This window comes from Streptomyces sp. NPDC056144, assembly GCF_042264145.1.
Lineage (GTDB): Bacteria > Actinomycetota > Actinomycetes > Streptomycetales > Streptomycetaceae > Streptomyces.
Window position 1 is genome coordinate 365626 of record NZ_JBHJVF010000005.1, and the last position, 17194, is coordinate 382819.

Sequence of the window (17194 nt, forward strand, 5' to 3'; positions counted from 1 at the left end):
CGAGTTTGGCGCGTGTCAGGGGGAGTGCCCGGAACCCGGCCCGGAACCCTGGTCAAAGCTTTACGAAACCGGGCCGGAAGTCCCGTCGCTCACTCGCCGAAGGCCCCGGGATGGATCTGCTCCCGCGTGGCCACGTACTGCTGGCGCACGGCCTGGCCCACGGCGAGCTCGTCGCCCGGCTCCAGGACCTGGGCGGCGGCACCCTGCCAGGCCGGGGGAGCGGCGGGGTACAGCGTGCCCCGGGCGACGCCGAGGGCCCACGCGGCCTGCCGGGCGGCGCCGAGGGCCGCGTAGTCGGCCGGCTGGGGGACGACGACCTGCGCGCCGAAGAGCGCGGGGGCGATCGCCTGGACGGCCGGCAGGCCGGCGGCGGCGCCGAGCAGGAAGATCCGCCGCACGGCGACGCCCCGGCCGCGCAGGACGTCCATGGCGTCGGCGAGGGCGCAGAGCATGCCCTCGAAGGCGGCGCGGGCGAGGTGCTCGGGCTTCATCGACTCGCGGCGCAGCCCGCTGAGGGTGCCGGCGGTGTGCGGAAGGCTGGGCGTCCGCTCGCCCTCCAGGTACGGCAGGAGCACGAGCCCGGAGGAGCCGGGGGTCGACTTCAGCGCCAGCGCGGACAGTTCCTCCAGCGACTCCGTGCCCAGCATCTCGGCGGTGCCGCGCAGGGCGCGTACCGCGTTGGAGGTGTGGACGACGGGCAGGTGCATGCCGGTGGCGTCGGCGAAGGAGGTGATCATGCCGCCGGGGTCGGCGAGGGCCTCGTGGTGGACGGCCATGACGGAGCCGGAGGCGCCGAGGGAGACGACGGCGTCGCCGATGCCGAGGCCCAGGCCGAGGGCGGCGGCCATGGTCTCGCCGGTGCCGGCGGAGATGAGGAGCCCCTCGGGGGTGGTCCCGGCGGCCTCGGCGGGCCCGAGCACGTGGGGCAGCTCGGCCGCGTGACCGAGGGCGAGTTCGAGCAGGTCGGTCCGGTAGGCGCCGGTCTGGGCGGACCAGTAGCCGGTGCCGGAGGCGGCGCCCCGGTCGGTGGTCCGGCGCGCGGGCCGGCCGAGGAGCTGCCAGACGAGCCAGTCGTGCGGCTGGAGGACGGCCGCGATCCGCTGGGCGTTCTCGGGCTCCGTACGGGCGAGCCAGCGCAGCTTCGCGACGGGCTGGCCGGCACCCGGCACGGAACCGACGGCCTCGGCCCACGCCGCACGCCCGCCGAACGACTCGACGAGGTCGGCGGCGGCGACCTGGGCGCGCTTGTCGTTGCCGACGAGCGCGGGGCGCACGAGCCCGCCCTGCGCGTCGAGCGGCACGAGGCCGTGCTGCTGGGCGGAGACACCGATGGCCTGGACGCCCTCCAGGAGGCCGCCGGTCGCGGCCTGCCCGAGCGAGAGCAGCCAGGCCTGCGGGTCGACCTCGGTGGCCTTGGGTTCGATCTGGTGAGGGGCGTACCCCTGGCGCAGGACGGCACCCGTGTCCGTGTCACAGACGACGATGCGCGTGAAACCTGCAGAGCTGTCGAGTCCGGCGACTATCCCCATGGCACATGATTCTGCCGCACGCGGCGGCCTCAGGTATTGCTGGTGCCCCAGTCGTCGTCCTCGACGCGGCCGTTGCCCGCCGCGCGGCCGCGGAGACCGGGGACCCGGTCGGTGACGGAGGCGGGCAGCTTGTCGCCCACCGTCTCGCCGACGGCGTGCACCGCCTTCCCCGCGTACTGGCGGCCGGTCTGGGCGGCGGACTCGGCGGCGTTGCGCACGGCCGGGTTCTGCGAGAAGTCCTTCGCGGCCTTCTTCATCTGCTCGTAGCGCTCGCGTCCCGCCCGTGTGCCGATCACGTAACCGAGGGCGAGTCCCACGACGAACGTCAGCTTGTACCGCACGGCGGCGATCCTTCCCTGGAGGCCCTGGGGATACCGATTGGCGGAGCACCCCCCTGCTTGCGCTAATGTATGTCTCGCAGCGAGCGACCGCCCGCCCGGTTCGACCGGATCGGGTACGTTCGGTGCAACGCAGCAATCCCCTGTAGCTCAATTGGCAGAGCAGCCGGCTGTTAACCGGCAGGTTACTGGTTCGAGTCCAGTCGGGGGAGCGCGATCCCCTGTAGCTCAATTGGCAGAGCATTCGGCTGTTAACCGGAGGGTTACTGGTTCGAGTCCAGTCGGGGGAGCGGAACGGAAAAGGACCCTTCGGGGTCCTTTTTCGCGTCTCCGGGAACCATGCGGGCCGGGACGCGGTCTTCATGGTCAGCAGAGCCGATCACCCGGAGCAGGAGATCGTATGACCGGCTATGCTGCGGCAGACGGCGCGCACACATGTACGTGCCTGAACGCTCGGGGCGGTAGCTCAGCCGGTTAGAGCAGCGGACTCATAATCCGTCGGCCGTGGGTTCGAGTCCCACCCGCCCCACCGCAGCCCGTGGCCCGCAGGAAGGTTTCCCTGTGGCCGCGGGTTCTTTCGTGCCACGGTGCACCCGTGGGGCCCCGGCGTGTCGTAGCGACACGTCCATGTCACCCGGATGCCTCGTGGCGATGTCTCAGGGCCGGCCTCCTCGGGGGACGGCCCGTCGTCGATTCAGGGGTTGCCCGTGAACATCTGTGTCTTCCTGTCCTCCGTCGACCTCGACGAGCGGTTCTCCGGGCCCGCCGAGGCGCTCGGGCGGCTGCTCGGCGAGCGGGGGCACACCCTGGTGTGGGGCGGGTGCGACGCCGGGCTCATGCGGGTCGTCGCCGACGGGGCCGCCGCCGCCGGCGGGCGGATGGTCGGGGTCTCCGTCGAGTTCCTCGCGCACAAGACGCGGTGGTCCGCCGACGAGATCGTCATGGCCGGGGACCTCGCCGAGCGCAAGACGGTCATGCTGGAGAGGTCCGACGCCGTCGTCGTCATGGCCGGCGGTCTCGGCACGCTCGACGAGGTCGCCGAGGTGCTGGAGCTGAAGAAGCACGGCAGGCACGACAAGCCCGTCGTCTTCGTCAACTCCGACGGTTTCTATGACGGGTTCGAGGCGCAGCTGCGGAGGATGGACGCCGAGGGGTTCCTGCCCGTGCCGCTGGAGCGGCTCGCCTTCTTCGCGGGCGATGTCGTCGAGGCCGTCGGGCATCTCGAAGGGGTCGTCGCCCCGCCCGGTTCCCTGGTCTGAGTCTCCCCCTCGACACGACCTCCCGAGGGCTTCCACTCCTCGTTCATGTTTTCTCCGTCTCTCCTTCACCGGTCCGTGGAGCGCCCAGCGTCTGGCGCCGTGATTGTCATGCCCGCAGCCACGGCCGCGTGGGCGATTGACGGTCACGCGTGGGTTCGGGGCGAAGGGGGCGGGTGGCGTGTCTCGACCGCGGTTTCTGTTTGTCTCATGGGTGGACGTCGAAAGACGCCAGGCGCCGCACGAGTGGACGCCCGGGGCCGTCGGCGTGGAGGCCGTGACCTGGCGGCTCGTCGGGGCCAACAACCACGAACTCGGGCGCGGTCCCGACCTGCACGGCGGTCACACCGCCTGCCGCGCGGCCGTCGGGCAGCTCCGTGAGGGGCTCGACCGGGCCGTCCCGCACGTCACCATGGCCCCCACCACCGGCGCCTGGACCTGGCAACTCGCCCTGGACGAGCGGTGCGTGGCCGTCGCCGCCCGGTCCTTCCGGCGTCAGCGCGAGTGCCGCCACAGCCTCCAGCTCTTCCTCGTCGCCGCCGCCGAGGGGCAGGTGGCCGCCGGGGTCACGTACACGCGCAGACTGCGCGGTCTCCGGCTGCCCGACGCCGTCCGGAGGAACGCCTCGTGACGACCCGTACCTCCCCGGTGCCGGACACCGCCGACCTTCCGCGCGTGCGGGCCCACTCCGGCGACCCCGCCGACCGGGTCTTCCGCGTCGGTGCCCGCGGCGCCGGGGCCGTCGTCCTCGTGACCATGACCCTCGTCGGCGTCTTCCTCGCCGTCCGCGCCGCCCAGGCGCTCGGCGCGGCCGGCGGCTCGTTCGTCACCACACCCGCCTGGGAGCCCGACTCCCGGCACTTCGGCATCGCCGCCGTCCTGCCCGGCACCCTGCTCATCGGCGTCACCGCGATCCTCTTCGCCCTCCCGCTCGCCCTCGGCACCGCGCTCTACATCACCGAGTACGCGCCCCGCCGGCTGCGCCGCACCCTCGTCAGCCTCGTCGACCTGATGGCCGCCGTGCCCAGCGTGGTCTACGGCCTGTGGGGCTTCTTCTTCCTCCAGCCGCACATCACCGGCCTCGCCCGCTGGCTCTCCACCTACCTCGGATGGATCCCGGTCCTCGCGGTCGACGGCGCCGACCCGGACGACCCGCTCGCCCCCGCCACCGTCTACACCTCGTCGACCTTCATCGCCGGGATCGTCGTCGCGCTCATGGTCACCCCGATCGCCTGCTCCGTCATGCGCGAGGCCTTCGCCCAGGCGCCGCCCGGCGAACGCGAGGGCGCCTTCGCGCTCGGCGCCAGCCAGTGGGGCGTCGTCCGTACCGTCGTCCTGCCCTTCGGCAAGGGCGGCATCATCGGCGGCACGATGCTGGGGCTCGGCCGCGCGCTCGGCGAGACCATCGCCGTCGTCATGATCATCTCGCCGGTCTTCTCCTTCCAGCCGCACATCCTGGAGAACGGCGCCAACTCCGTCTCCGCGCTGATCGCCCTCCGCTACGGAGCCGCCAGCCCGCTCGGCATGTCCGCCCTGATGGCCGCGGGACTCTCGCTCTTCCTCATGACCCTCGTCGTCAACTTCGTCGCGTCCTCCATGGTCGCCCGCAGCCGGTCCGGAACGGGAGCCGAGGCATGACCCTCATCACGGAGAACCCCGCCACCGGCACGGTCACGCCCGACGTCGTCCCCGACGGCCCCGGCGCCCCCGCCGAGACCCGCCGCAGCACCTCGTCCCTGCACGCCCGGGACGTCTTCGCCCTCGTCGGCTCCGCCGCCGCGGCCCTCGCGCTCACCGCGATCCTCTTCGGCCGGGTCCTGCCCTGGGACGCCCCGCTCGGCTTCGCCGCCGTCGCCTACCTCGCCTTCACGGCGCTGTACGCGGTGCTGATCTCCCTCGACGAGAACGGCGCCACGATCCGCGCCCGCCTCGCCCAGACCCTCGTCCACGCCCTCGCCGGACTGCTGCTCGCGGCGCTCCTCTTCATCGTCGGGTACGCCCTCTGGCGCGGCCGCGAGGCCCTGCCGCACGCGAACTTCTTCACCGAGGACATGTCCGGCACCGGGCCCCTCCAGCCGATCACCCAGGGCGGCATGGTCCACGCCATCGTCGGCACCCTCCAGCAGATCGGGATCTCGCTCCTCATCACCGTCCCGCTCGGCCTCGCGTGCGCGGTCTTCCTCAACGAAGTCCCCGGCAGGTACGCGCGGTTCGTCCGGACCATCGTCGAGGCGATGACCGCCCTGCCCTCGATCGTCGCGGGCCTCTTCATCTACGCCACGGCGATCCTCGCCCTCGGCCTCGGCAAGTCCGGCTTCGCCGCCTCCCTCGCGCTCTCCGTCATGATGCTCCCGATCATCATCCGGGCCTCGGACGTCGTCATCCGGCTCGTGCCCGGCTCGCTCCGCGAGGCCTCGTACGCGCTCGGCGCCGGGCAGTGGCGCACGGTCTGGACGGTCGTCCTGCCGACCGCGCGCTCCGGTCTCACCACCGCCGTCATTCTCGGCACCGCCCGCGGCATCGGCGAGACCTCCCCGGTGCTGCTCACCTCCGGCGCGGCGACCGGCCTCAACCTCAACCCGTTCGACGGGCCGCAGACCTCGCTGCCGCTGGCCACCTTCACCCTGGTCGCCTCGCCCGAGAAGACCATGATCACCCGCGGTTTCGGCTGCGCGGCCCTGCTCATGGCGCTCGTGCTGCTGCTCTTCCTGCTCGCCCGGGTCATCGGCGGGCGCGGGCCCGGCCAGCTGAGCCGCCGCCAGCAGCGCCGCAGGACGGCCGCCTCGCTGAAGGACGCGCGGCGGATGGGAGTTCCGGGGGTTCCGGGGGTCCCGCCGCCTTCGGAGGACGGCTGACCCGTCCCCGTACCACCACCGCCCCACCCGCTCCACCCGCCACCGATCAGGAGACCCCGATGTCCGGACGCCCACCCGCGCTCCCCGCGCGTGTGCTGCGGCGCACCCTGGCCGTGCTCGTCACCGCCCTCGCGCTCGTGGTGCCCGCCGTGCCGCCCGCCGCCGCCGAGAGCTACGTACCGGTCTCCGGCGCGGGCTCCACCTGGAGCCAGAACGCCCTCGACCAGTGGCGGGCGAACGTCAAGCAGTACGGGATGACGGTCAACTACAACGGCACCGGCTCCTCCGACGGCCGCAACCAGTTCCGCAACGGCACCGTCGACTTCGCCGTCTCCGAGATCCCGTACGGCATCAACGACTCGGGCGTGGCCGATCCGCCGCCCTCGCGGAAGTTCACCTACATGCCGATCGTCGCGGGCGGCACGGCCTTCATGTACAACCTCAGGATCGGCAACCGGCGGGTCACCAACCTGCGGCTGTCCGGCGAGAACATCGCCAAGATCTTCACCGGCGTCCTCACCCTGTGGAACGACCCCGCCATCAAGGCCGACAACCCCGGGATCGCCGCCTCCCTGCCGGCCCGCCGGATCGTCCCCGTCGTCCGCTCCGACGGCTCGGGCACGACGGCCCAGCTGACGAAGTGGATGAGCACGCGGCACGCGGCGATCTGGGACGCGTACTGCGCCAGGGCGGGCCGGAGCACCCCCTGCGGCCAGACCTCCAACTTCCCGGTCGTCGGCGGCCAGGGCTTCGTCGGCCAGTCCGGCTCCAACGGCGTCTCCGGCTACGTCGCCCAGGAGGGCAACCAGGGCACGATCACGTACGTCGAGTACTCGTACGCCTCCTCCACGACCGGCTTCCCGGTGGTCAAGGTCCTCAACGCCAAGGGGTACTACACCGAGCCCACCGCCCAGAACGTGGCGGTCTCGCTCACCAGGGCCGGCATCGACCCCGCCGACCTCACGCAGCGGCTCGAAGGCGTCTACAACAGCGACGACCCGCGCACCTACCCGCTCTCCAGCTACAGCTACATGATCGTCCCGACGGCGGCGGAGGCGAACTTCAACCCGCAGAAGGGGAAGTCGCTCGGCGCCTTCGCCTATTACTTCCTCTGCCAGGGACAGCAGTCGGTCGACCGGCTCGGCTACTCGCCGCTGCCGATCAACCTCGTCCAGGCGGGCCTGACCCAGGTCCGCCGGATCCCCGGCGTCGTCGCCGAGTCCGTCGACATCAGGAACTGCAAGAACCCGACGTTCTCCTCCGACGGCAAGAACACCCTCGCCGAGACCGCCCCGATGCCGCCCGCCTGCGACAAGCAGGGCCCGACCCAGTGCGACACCGGCTCCGGCGGCAACCGGACGCCGACCCGGCCGGGCGGCACCTCCGGCGGTACGGGCGGTGCTTCCGCGTCCGGCGGCACGGGGGCGACTGGTGGGACGGGAGCGACCGGTGGGTCCGCGGCGACCGGAGGGACGGGAGCCACCGGCGGGACCGGCGGTGCCACCGGCGGTACCGGAACGGGCGGCGCCACCGGCGCCGGCTCCGGCGGTACGGGCACGGGCGGCGCGACCGGGGGAGCGGGCGGCTCCGGCGGTACTGCCACCGGCGGCGGTGCGGCGACCGGCGGCGCGACCGGCGGCTCGGGCGGTGCCACCGGCGGCGCCCTCGACCCCGAGACCGGCCAGCCCATCGGCGCGGGCGCCTCGGGGGCCACGGGCGGCGCGGCGACCGGCGGCTCCGTCACGGGCGGGGACGCGGGCGCCGCCGGGGGAGCGGCGGGCGGAGCGGGAGGCGGGGGCGGCGAGTTGTACGGCGTCCCCGTGACCACCGCGGCGAGCGTCGGCGGCGGCCTCCAGACGACCCTGATGGTCCTCGGCGCGCTGCTGCTCTGCGGGATCACGGTCGGGCCGCCGCTCCTGCACCGGCGCCTCGCGGCCCGCCGTACCGGATCGGGCCCGGGGGAGGACGCGTGATGAGCTCCGCTCCCCGCCGCCGGCGGCTCCGGATCCTGCTCGGCGCCCTCTGTCTCGCGCTGGTCCCCGTCGTCGCGAGCGTCGGCACCGGACCCGCCGCCGTGCCCGCGTACGCCGCCGACACCGAGGCCGCGCCCGGCGACGGCTCGGCGGTCACCGTCTCCGGCACCGGCGAGTTCGCCGGCCTGCGGGTGACCGTCAGCCAGACCCGCAACCTCGTCAACCAGGTGATCAGGATCGGCTGGACCGGCGGCGCGCCCACCGTCTCCGACACCGCGTACGCGGCCAACTACCTCCAGATCATGCAGTGCTGGGGCGACGAGCGCGGCCCGTCCACCGACCAGTGCCAGTTCGGCGGCTCCTCCGCCCTCGGCGCGGGCTCCGGGAACCAGGCCGCGGGCGCCTACACCAACGGCCGCCAGCTCAACTACGGCGCGCACCTGCGGGACGCGGAGAACCAGCCGCTGCCCCCGCCGACCCCGAGCGGCATCTCGTACGCACCCTTCCGGTCGGTCACCGGCGACCCCGTCAGCCCCGGCAACTGGAACGAGTTCTTCGACGTCAACAGCACCAACGAGATCCCGTACGCCCGCACCGACGCGCGCGGCACCGGCGAGGTCCACTTCGAGGCCCAGACCGGCGTCGAGGCCCCCGGCCTCGGCTGCGGGGCGGCGATCGAGACCGGCGGCACCGTCACCGGCCGGGGCTGCTGGCTGGTGATCGTGCCGCGCGGGACGAGCGAGGTCGACGGCACCCCGTACACCTCCCAGTCCAGCGGCCAGCTCCAGTCCTCGCCGCTCAGCCCCGCCAACTGGAAGCACCGCCTCACCGTCCCCCTCGGCTTCGAGCCGCTCGGCAGCTACTGCCCGATCGGCGCCGAGGAACGCGGCACGCTCGGCAGCGAGATGGCCGCCGAGGCCGTCACCCGCTGGCAGCCCGCGCTCTGCCGCACCGGCGCCCAGGCCATCTACGGCTACGCCCAGGTCCCCGACGAGACCGCCCGCGTCAAGCTGTTCTCCGGCATGCCCGGCCTCGTCTTCCTCGGCCGCGCCGCCGACGCCGAACAGGCCGGGACCCGCAAGCCCGTGTACGCCCCCGTGGCGCTCTCCGGCATCACCCTCGCGTACTCCGTCGAGAGCCAGGCCTCCTTCAACGCCCCCGCCGAGGTCCGGCAGCGCAACGGCACCCGCATGACCAGCCTCCGACTCACCCCGCGACTCGTCGCCAAGCTGCTCACGGAGTCGTACCGGGACGGCGTCTCGCGCTTCGCCGAGAGCGTCGCCGACAACCCCGTGAACCTCGGCCGCGACCCGGAGTTCCTCCGCCACAACCCCGAGTACGCCGACCTCGACTTCGGCGGCAAGCTCGGCGACGCCCTCGTGCCGCAGCCGCGCTCCGACACCGTCCGGCAGCTGTGGGACTGGGTCCTCCAGGACCCGGCCGCCGCCGAGTTCCTCAAGGGGACCCCGGACGACGAGGGCGCGCACGGCGAGGCCGGGAACTCCGGCATGAAGGTGAACCCGCACTACAAGGACCTCGCGGCGCCGCTCGACACCTTCCCCAAGAGCGACCCGTACTGCCAGCCCTTCGACGACCGGCCCGAACACCCGCTGTGCATCCAGGACAAGCACCCGTACGCCACCGACATGCACGCCGCCGCGCGCGCGGCCGGGCGCGGCGACACCCTGGCCCGTACGTCCTGGGACGCGACCGCGAGCCCGCCCGCGTACAAGAAGGACCCGCCGCAGCCGGGCGGACAGCGGGCCGTGCTCGCGGTGACGGACACGGCGACGGCCGCCCGGTACGGCCTGATGACGGCCGAACTCCGCAACGCGGGCGGCGCGTTCACCGCGCCCACCCCGGAGTCCCTGACCGCCGGGGCGAACGCCCGGACGCCGGGGCGCGACGGCGTGAGCCTGCCGAACCCCGGCGCGCAGGACCCGGCGGCCTACCCGCTGACCGTCCTCACCTACGCGGCCACCGTCCCCGCCGACCTCAAGCCCGCCGAGGGCCGCGACTACGGCACCCTCCTCACGTACGCGGCCGGGACCGGCCAGACCCCGGGCGTCGCCACCGGCACCCTGCCGCACGGCTACGCGCCGCTGCCGGAGGCGCTGCGCGAGCAGACCCGGCGGGCGGCGCGGACGGTGACGACGGAGGCGGGCAGGACCCCGCCGACGGCCACCCCGACCCCGACCCCGAGGCCCACGCCGACCACGACGGCGAAGCCCACCGGCGTACCCACCCCGAAGCCCACGACCGCGCCGCCGCGCACGGGCGGTTCCGGTGGACACGGTGTGGTCGGCGGTACGGGCACGGGCGGATCGGGTACGGGCGGATCGGGTACGTCCTCCGGGGGCGGGTCGGGTACCGGCTCCGGCGGTTCCGGCAGCTCGTCCGGCGGCTCCGGTACGGCCACCGGTGGCTCCGGCGCGGGCGGGTCCTCCGCGAGCCCGACCCCGACGTCCTCGACGGCCGTGCCCGCCACGGCCCCCAAGCCCGCCCAGGGCCCGCCCGTCACCTCCGCGCTCGGCGCCCCGACCCCCGGATGGGCGGTCGGCGCCGTGCGGAACGTACTCCTGATCTGCCTGATCCTCGGCGCCCTCGCGGCCTTCACCGGCCCGATGCTGCCGCGCTACCTGCCGGCTCTCGTCGCGGCCGCCCGCCGCGGGCTCGGCAAGGGGTGACGCACGGGAAAGGGGTGATGCCCGGAAGAAACGTCTGACGAATCCGCGCCAACGGAAGTCCTGCACACGCGCCCGGGCACCACCGGTGCGCAGCCTAGCCGAGGAGAACCCTCAGTGAACAAGAAGAAGACCGGCCTCGCGCTGGTTGTCGCGGCGCTCGCCGCCGTCACCGTCGGCACCGGCCTCGCCGCCGCCGACCCGGCCGGCCCGCCGCAGTACCGCCAGCTCGCCGGTGTCGGCTCCGACACCACCCAGGACGTCATGAACGGCCTGGCCGACGCCGTCACGATCAACGGCCAGAAGGTCATCGGCTCGTACGACGCCACCGGTTCCGCGACCGTCACCACCAAGTCCGCGGCGACCAACCCGAACTGCACGATCGCCCGCCCCAACGGCTCCGGCGCCGGGCGCTCCGCGCTGCTCACCTCGCTCCAGGCAGCCAACGGCTGCCTCGACTTCTCCCGCTCGTCCTCGCTCAACCTGACGGCGGCCAGCCCTGGCCTCACCTACGTGCCGTTCGCGGTCGACGCGGTCACCTACGCCATCACGCCGGGCTCCTCGATCCCGCGCAAGCTGACGCTCGCCGACCTCAAGGCCATCTACCACTGCGACCCCAACTACGTGGGCGCCGGGCCGAACTACGACGTGACGGTCTACCTTCCCCAGGCCGGTTCCGGCACCCGGAGCTTCTGGCAGTCGCAGATGGGCATCACCGAGGCCGACGTCGTCGCGGGCGTCTACCCCTGCGTCAAGGACAAGAAGGGCACCGCCCCGGTCCAGGAGCACGACGGCCGGGTCCTCGACGACAAGTCGATCGTCCCCTTCTCCATCGCGCAGTACCAGGCGCAGTCCTCGCAGACCATCGCCGACCTGCGCGGCCGGGCCATCCTCGGCACGGTCGACGGCCTGTCGCCGACGGTCCTCAACAGCGGCTTCGGCGTGAAGCGGGACGTCTACAACGTCATCCCGACGAGCAAGGTGGCCACCTCGCCCTGGAGCGACGTCTTCGTCGGCCCGAACTCCGGGATCTGCAAGCAGACCGCGGTGATCAACACCTACGGCTTCGCGACCAACCCGAACTGCGGCGACACCACCAAGCAGACCCCGTGACCCCGACAGGAGCTCCTTCCGTGCTGAAGAACAGAATCTCCCGGGCCCTGGCGCTGGGTGTCGCGGCCGTCACCACCGCCGTCGCGGCGGGTCTCGCGACCGCCGGTTCCGCGTACGCGGCCCCGATCGGCGCCATCGACATCGCGCCGGCCACCGGCGCCGACACCTCCGGCATCGCCTTCACCACCTCGGGCGCCTGCCCGGCGAACGCCACCAACGTCCTGGTGAAGGTGGAGGGTTCCGGCTTCCCCGCCGGCGGCCTCAACGTCGTCGGCAACTCGCCGATCACCACGTACCCCACGGCGGGCAACGGCGGCATGGTCATCCCGCTGACGATGACCATGCGCGACTACGCCTCCCAGGCGGGCTTCACCACCCTCCAGGGCCGGTACGACTTCACCGTCATCTGCCGCACCGCGTTCAACGGGACCAGCCTCGGCGACTTCACCGGCGCGATCTGGTTCACCTCGAACACCACCTACCAGGCGAACGACCCGGCCGTGAAGACGGACACCGCGACCTCGCTCGCGGTCACCCCCGCCGGTCCCGCGCAGGTCGGCACGGCGGTCACCCTGACCGCAACCGTCACCCCGTCCGGCGCCGCCGGAACCGTCCAGTTCAAGGACGGCTCCGCCGACCTCGGCACCCCGGTGACCGTCAACGGCGGCACCGCGGCGCTCACCACGAGCAACCTGACGGCCGGCACGCACGCCCTCACCGCCGTCTTCACCCCGGCCAACGCCTCGTACAACGGCTCGACGTCCACGGCCGTGTCGTACGAGGTCAAGCCCGCCGCCGCCACCCGGACGAGCACCGCCCTCGCGGTCTCCCCGGCGGCGAGCACCCCGCAGTACAGCCCCGTCGCCCTGACCGCCACGGTCACCCCGGCGGGCGCGGCCGGCTCGGTCAGGTTCACCGACACCGTCGGCGGCACGGCCGTCCCGCTCGGCACGGTCCCCGTCGCGAGCGGCACCGCGACCCTCACCACCTCCAGCCTCCCGGCCGGACCGCACTCCTTCACCGCCGTCTTCGTCCCGGCCGACCCGGCCCGGTACACCGGCTCCGACTCGAACGCCATCCCCTACACGATCGGCGTCTTCGCCGGAGTGACGGCCTCCGAGACCATCACCACCACCGTCAACGCCGGCGCGCTCGTCATCAGCGTCGACAACCCGCAGGTCACCCTCCCCTCGCCGGTCCTCAACGGCGACGGCGACCTGCTCACCACCTCCGGCGCCCTCAGCCCGGTGACCCTCACCGACACCCGCGCCGGGAACCCCGGCTGGACCGTGAGCGGCCAGGTCGGCGACTTCACCGACGGCGCCACCCACCGCATCAACGGCCAGAACCTCGGCTGGTCCCCGAAGGTCGTCGACAAGGCGCCCGCCCAGACCGTCACCCCCGGTGCCGTCGTCGCGGCGGCGAACGGCGCCGCCCCCGGCGACACGGGCACGGCCGGACTGAAGTCCGCCCGCACCCTCGCCAACGGCACCGGCCTCGGCACCGCGCACATCGGCGCCGGACTCGCCCTCAACGTGCCGACCTCCACCCAGGCCGGCACGTACACCACCACGCTCACCCTCACCGCCATCTGATCCAGGCGTGAGCTCCGGGGCGGAGCCACGTGACACGACGTACGGGGTTCCGCCCCGCCCCTGACCTCTGGAGAACCGTCATGACCGCTTCCCGCACCGCCTTCCGGTGGGCCGCCTTCCGGTGGGCCGCTGTCCTGGGGGCGCTGTGCGCGCTCCTCGCGCCCGCGGCTCCCGCCCTCGCCGACGGCAGTTCCTCCGCGGCTCCCCAGCCGAAGAAGGCCGTGTTCGGCGTCCAGCCCGCCGGGCCCAAGAAGCCCGACCAGCGCCCCCACTACTCGTACGGGGTCACCGGCGGCGCCGGGATCACCGACCGGATCGCCCTCTGGAACTACGGCTCCGAGCCGCTCACCCTCGCCGTCTACGCGAGCGACGCCGTCAACACCGTCGACGGCGGCTTCGACCTCCTCCCGGCGGGCAAGAAGCCCACGGACACGGGCAGTTGGATCAGGCTGGCGCGGAACAAGGTGACCGTGCCGCCCAAGAAGCACGTCATCGTCCCCTTCACCCTCACCGTGCCCCGCGACGTCACCCCCGGCGACCACACCGGCGGGATCGTCGCCTCGCTCTCCGGCACCGGCACGGACGCCAAGGGCAACCGGGTCCGCCTCGACCAGCGGGTCGGCGCCCGCGTCTACGTCCGCGTGGCGGGCGCGGTGAAGCCCGAACTCACCGTGGAGGACGTCCGCGCCGCGTACCACGGCACCCTCAACCCCTTCGCGACCGGCGCCGCCACCGTCACGTACACCCTCCGCAACACCGGCAACGTCCGGCTCGGCGCCCGTCAGGCCGTCCGCGTCAACGGCCTCACCGGCTCCTCGCTCACCGCGAAGGGCGTCCGCGACCTCGGCGAGCTGCTGCCCGGCAGCGCCCTCACCGTGACCGCCGAGACCGACGGCGTCCTGCCGCTGTTCCGGGCCTCGGCCGTCGTCTCCGTCCAGCCGGTCGCGACCCGCGACGGGGTCGATCCCCGGCTGCCCTCGCTGACCGTGTCGGCCGGGATCTGGGCCGTGCCGTGGACGCTCCTCGCCCTGCTGTTGCTCCTCGTGGCCCTGGTGCTGTGGCGGCGGCGGCGGGGGCGGGGGCGGGGGCGTACGGGCGAGGCCAAGCGGACGCGCGCGCGTACGGAAACGCCTTCCGAGACACCCGAGACACCCGACAAGGAGCTCCTCGTGCAGTTCACACGCCGCCTCCCCCGGCGGGTCGCCGCCGGTGCGGCCCTCGCCGCGGCGACGGCCCTCGCCGGTGTCGGCGTCCTCACCGTGCCGACGGCCACGGCCGCCCCGCTGGGCACGGCCGGGGTCGACCCGGCCACCGGCACCGACGAGACCAGCATCGCCCTGACCACCTCGGGCCCCTGCCCGGCGCCCGCGACGAACGTCCTCGTGAAGGTGGCCGGCAAGGGCTTCCCCGAGGACGGCAAGAACGTCGTCGGCAACTCCCCGCTCACCACCTACCCGCAGGACCCCACCGGCACCGGCTTCGTCGTGCCGCTGACGATGACCATGCGGGACTACGCCAACGAGGCCGGGTTCACCACCCTGGAGGGGCGGTACGACCTGACGGTGATCTGCCGGAAGGCCTTCGGTACCGAGACGTTCGGGGAGTTCACCGGCTCGCTCTGGTTCACCTCGAACACCGTCTACCAGGACACGGACCCGGCGGGTCCGAACCCCACGGGCACTCCCTCGGGAACCCCGTCGGGCACGCCGTCCGGGACCCCCTCGGGTACGCCCTCCGGAACCCCGTCCGGTACGCCCTCCAGCACGCCGCCGACCACCGGAACGCCGACCGGCACCCCCTCGCCCACCGACACCGCGACGCCCACGCCGACCGCGACGGCGACCGCACCGACGCCCACCGCCACCGCCACCGCGACCGGCGGTGACACCGTCGGCGTCTCCACCAGCATCCCGCCGCTCCCCTCGGCCTCGGCGACCACCACGGCGCCGGGCACGACGTCGGGCTCGTCCTCCGGAGGGGGCACGGGCGGCTCCACGGGCACCACCGGCGGCTCGGGCGGCAGTCACGGCGGCGGGCTCGCCGACACCGGTTCCGACCCCGTCGTCCTCGGTCTCCTCAGCGCCGCCCTGCTCGCCGCCGGTGTCCTCACCGTCCGCTGGGCCCGTCGCCGCGGCCTGCTCTCGCGATGACGGCGACGAGAGAGGCGGCCCCCCGCTCCAGCCGCCTGTGGACCGTCGGCGGGACCCTGGCCATCCTCGGCGCGCTGCTCCTCGGCTTCGTCGCCGGGGTCGGCCCGCTCGGGAGCCTGCGCCACGAGCGCGACCTCCGCGTCGGGTACGCCGACGTGCGCGGCACCCTCGCCAACGCGACCACCCCGATCGGCGCGGCCATCGAGCCGGGTACGCCGATGGCGCTGCTGACCGTCCCGCAGCTGGGCCTCAAGGAGGTCGTGCGGGAGGGCAGTTCGGCGGAGGTGCTGTCCTCGGGCCCGGGCCACCGCCGCGACACCGTGCTGCCGGGGCAGGCCGGGAACAGCATCCTCATGGGGCGGTTCGCGGGGTACGGCGGCCCGTTCCGGGACCTCGCGGAGCTCCAGCGCGGCGAGACCTTCCAGGTCACGACGGGCCAGGGCGAGCACACGTACCGGGTCATGGGCGTCCGCCGGGCCGGGGACCCGAAGCCGCCCGCCATCCAGGCGGGGACGGGCCGGCTGACGCTGATGACGGCGACCGGCTCCGCGTACCGCCCGACGGGGGTCCTCCAGGTCGACGCCGAGCTGATCTCGGACCCGCAGCCCGGCGCCCTGCCCGCCTTCCGCTTCGGCCGGGTCCCGGCCGACGAGCTGCCGCTCGCCGGGCAGCCCTCGGCCTGGATCCCGCTGGTCCTGTGGTCGCAGGCGCTGCTGCTCGCCGCCGGGCTCCTGGTCTGGGTGCGCTCCCGGGTGCCCCGGGCGCACGTGTGGCTGGTCGGTTTCCCGGTCCTGGCCGCGCTCGGCCTGACGGCCGGGGACCACGCGGCCCGTCTCCTCCCCAACCTCCTCTGATCCGTGATCCGGCAAGCAAAGGACAGCTGTGGCATCCCATCTGGACGCACGCTCCATCTCCGCCTGGTTCGGGCCCCGCAAGGTCCTCAACCGCGTCTCGCTGACCATGCCGGCGGGCCGGGTCACCGCGCTGATCGGCCCCTCGGGCTGCGGGAAGTCGACGTTCCTGCGCATCCTCAACCGGATGCACGAGCTGATCCCGGGCGCCGAGCTCGCCGGTGAGGTGCTCCTCGACGGCGAGGACATCTACGCGCGCGGGCGGCGGCTCACCGAGGCCCGGCGCCGGATCGGCATGGTCTTCCAGAAGCCGAACCCGTTCCCCGCGATGTCGGTGTACGACAACGTCACGGCCGGGCTGAAGCTCACCGGCACCCGGGTCGGCGCGGCCGACCGGGACAGCCTGGTCGAGGAGTGCCTGACCCGGGCGGGGCTGTGGAAGGAGGTCCGCGACCGGCTGCGGCAGCCGGGCGGGGCGCTGTCGGGCGGGCAGCAGCAGCGGCTGTGCATCGCGCGTTCGCTGGCGGTCCGGCCGAGGATCCTGCTGATGGACGAGCCGTGCTCGGCGCTCGACCCGACCTCGACGCGGCGGATCGAGGAGACCATCCGCGAGCTGGCGGACGAGGTGACGATCGTGATCGTCACGCACAACATGCAGCAGGCGGCGCGGGTCTCCGACCAGTGCGCGTTCTTCCTCGCGGAGCAGGCCACGCCGGGGCTGATCGTCGAGCACGGCCCGACGGACGCGATGTTCTCCAGCCCGCGCGACCAGCGGACGGCTGACTACGTGGAGGGCCGCTTCGGCTGAGCCGTGCCCCGTTCGGGAAAGGGGCGAGGGCCCGCGCACGCC

Annotated in this window: 13 protein-coding genes and 3 tRNA genes; 14 read left to right on the forward strand and 2 right to left on the reverse strand. The window is 73.6% G+C overall.

What is annotated here, in order from left to right:
• Positions 1–89: 89 nt before the first annotated feature.
• Positions 90–1529 (reverse strand): FGGY family carbohydrate kinase, encoded by a 1440-nt coding sequence (locus tag ACFC0Z_RS18325; RefSeq protein ID WP_376438662.1) that lies wholly within the window; start codon positions 1527–1529, stop codon positions 90–92.
• A gap of 29 nt (positions 1530–1558) precedes the next feature.
• A complete protein-coding gene (locus tag ACFC0Z_RS18330) occupies positions 1559–1870 on the reverse strand; it encodes a YtxH domain-containing protein (protein ID WP_376438664.1) in 312 nt (103 codons plus the stop codon).
• 136 nt (positions 1871–2006) lie between these two features.
• On the opposite strand from ACFC0Z_RS18330, the gene ACFC0Z_RS18335 reads away from it, so the two are divergent.
• The 14 genes from ACFC0Z_RS18335 (at position 2007) to ACFC0Z_RS18400 (ending at position 17152) form a co-directional block, all read left to right on the forward strand.
• A tRNA-Asn gene (locus ACFC0Z_RS18335) sits at positions 2007–2079 on the forward strand.
• A gap of 5 nt (positions 2080–2084) precedes the next feature.
• A tRNA-Asn gene (locus ACFC0Z_RS18340) sits at positions 2085–2157 on the forward strand.
• A gap of 165 nt (positions 2158–2322) precedes the next feature.
• Positions 2323–2396 (forward strand) — tRNA-Ile (locus ACFC0Z_RS18345).
• 178 nt (positions 2397–2574) lie between these two features.
• Positions 2575–3126: a TIGR00730 family Rossman fold protein gene (locus ACFC0Z_RS18350; protein WP_376438666.1), complete on the forward strand. Its 552-nt coding sequence runs from the start codon at positions 2575–2577 to the stop codon at positions 3124–3126.
• A gap of 211 nt (positions 3127–3337) precedes the next feature.
• On the forward strand, positions 3338–3754 hold the full coding sequence (locus ACFC0Z_RS18355) for a hypothetical protein (RefSeq protein WP_376438668.1): 417 nt from the start codon (positions 3338–3340) through the stop codon (positions 3752–3754).
• Positions 3751–4761: a phosphate ABC transporter permease subunit PstC gene (gene pstC / locus ACFC0Z_RS18360; RefSeq protein WP_376438671.1), complete on the forward strand. Its 1011-nt coding sequence runs from the start codon at positions 3751–3753 to the stop codon at positions 4759–4761. The genes ACFC0Z_RS18355 and pstC overlap by 4 nt, the downstream gene beginning before the upstream one ends.
• On the forward strand, positions 4758–5978 hold the full coding sequence (pstA, locus tag ACFC0Z_RS18365) for a phosphate ABC transporter permease PstA (RefSeq protein ID WP_376438674.1): 1221 nt from the start codon (positions 4758–4760) through the stop codon (positions 5976–5978). Before pstC ends, pstA begins: the two co-directional genes overlap by 4 nt.
• 59 nt (positions 5979–6037) lie before the next feature.
• Positions 6038–7951: a phosphate ABC transporter substrate-binding protein PstS gene (locus ACFC0Z_RS18370; RefSeq protein WP_376438677.1), complete on the forward strand. Its 1914-nt coding sequence runs from the start codon at positions 6038–6040 to the stop codon at positions 7949–7951.
• Complete coding sequence (locus ACFC0Z_RS18375; protein WP_376438680.1) at positions 7951–10638, forward strand: hypothetical protein; 2688 nt, start codon at positions 7951–7953, stop codon at positions 10636–10638. The genes ACFC0Z_RS18370 and ACFC0Z_RS18375 overlap by 1 nt, the downstream gene beginning before the upstream one ends.
• Before the next feature lie 114 nt (positions 10639–10752).
• The gene (locus ACFC0Z_RS18380) at positions 10753–11748 is read left to right on the forward strand and encodes a substrate-binding domain-containing protein (protein ID WP_376438683.1); all 996 of its coding nucleotides are present in this window, start codon (positions 10753–10755) and stop codon (positions 11746–11748) included.
• Between the two features lie 20 nt (positions 11749–11768).
• Positions 11769–13343, forward strand: a complete 1575-nt coding sequence (locus tag ACFC0Z_RS18385; RefSeq protein ID WP_376438685.1) for an Ig-like domain repeat protein — start codon at positions 11769–11771, stop codon at positions 13341–13343.
• Positions 13344–13423: 80 nt separating this feature from the next.
• Complete coding sequence (locus ACFC0Z_RS18390; protein WP_376438688.1) at positions 13424–15493, forward strand: WxL protein peptidoglycan domain-containing protein; 2070 nt, start codon at positions 13424–13426, stop codon at positions 15491–15493.
• Positions 15490–16347, forward strand: a complete 858-nt coding sequence (locus ACFC0Z_RS18395) for a sortase (protein ID WP_376438689.1) — start codon at positions 15490–15492, stop codon at positions 16345–16347. Before ACFC0Z_RS18390 ends, ACFC0Z_RS18395 begins: the two co-directional genes overlap by 4 nt.
• Before the next feature lie 28 nt (positions 16348–16375).
• The gene (locus ACFC0Z_RS18400; protein WP_376438692.1) at positions 16376–17152 is read left to right on the forward strand and encodes a phosphate ABC transporter ATP-binding protein; all 777 of its coding nucleotides are present in this window, start codon (positions 16376–16378) and stop codon (positions 17150–17152) included.
• Positions 17153–17194: the final 42 nt, after the last annotated feature.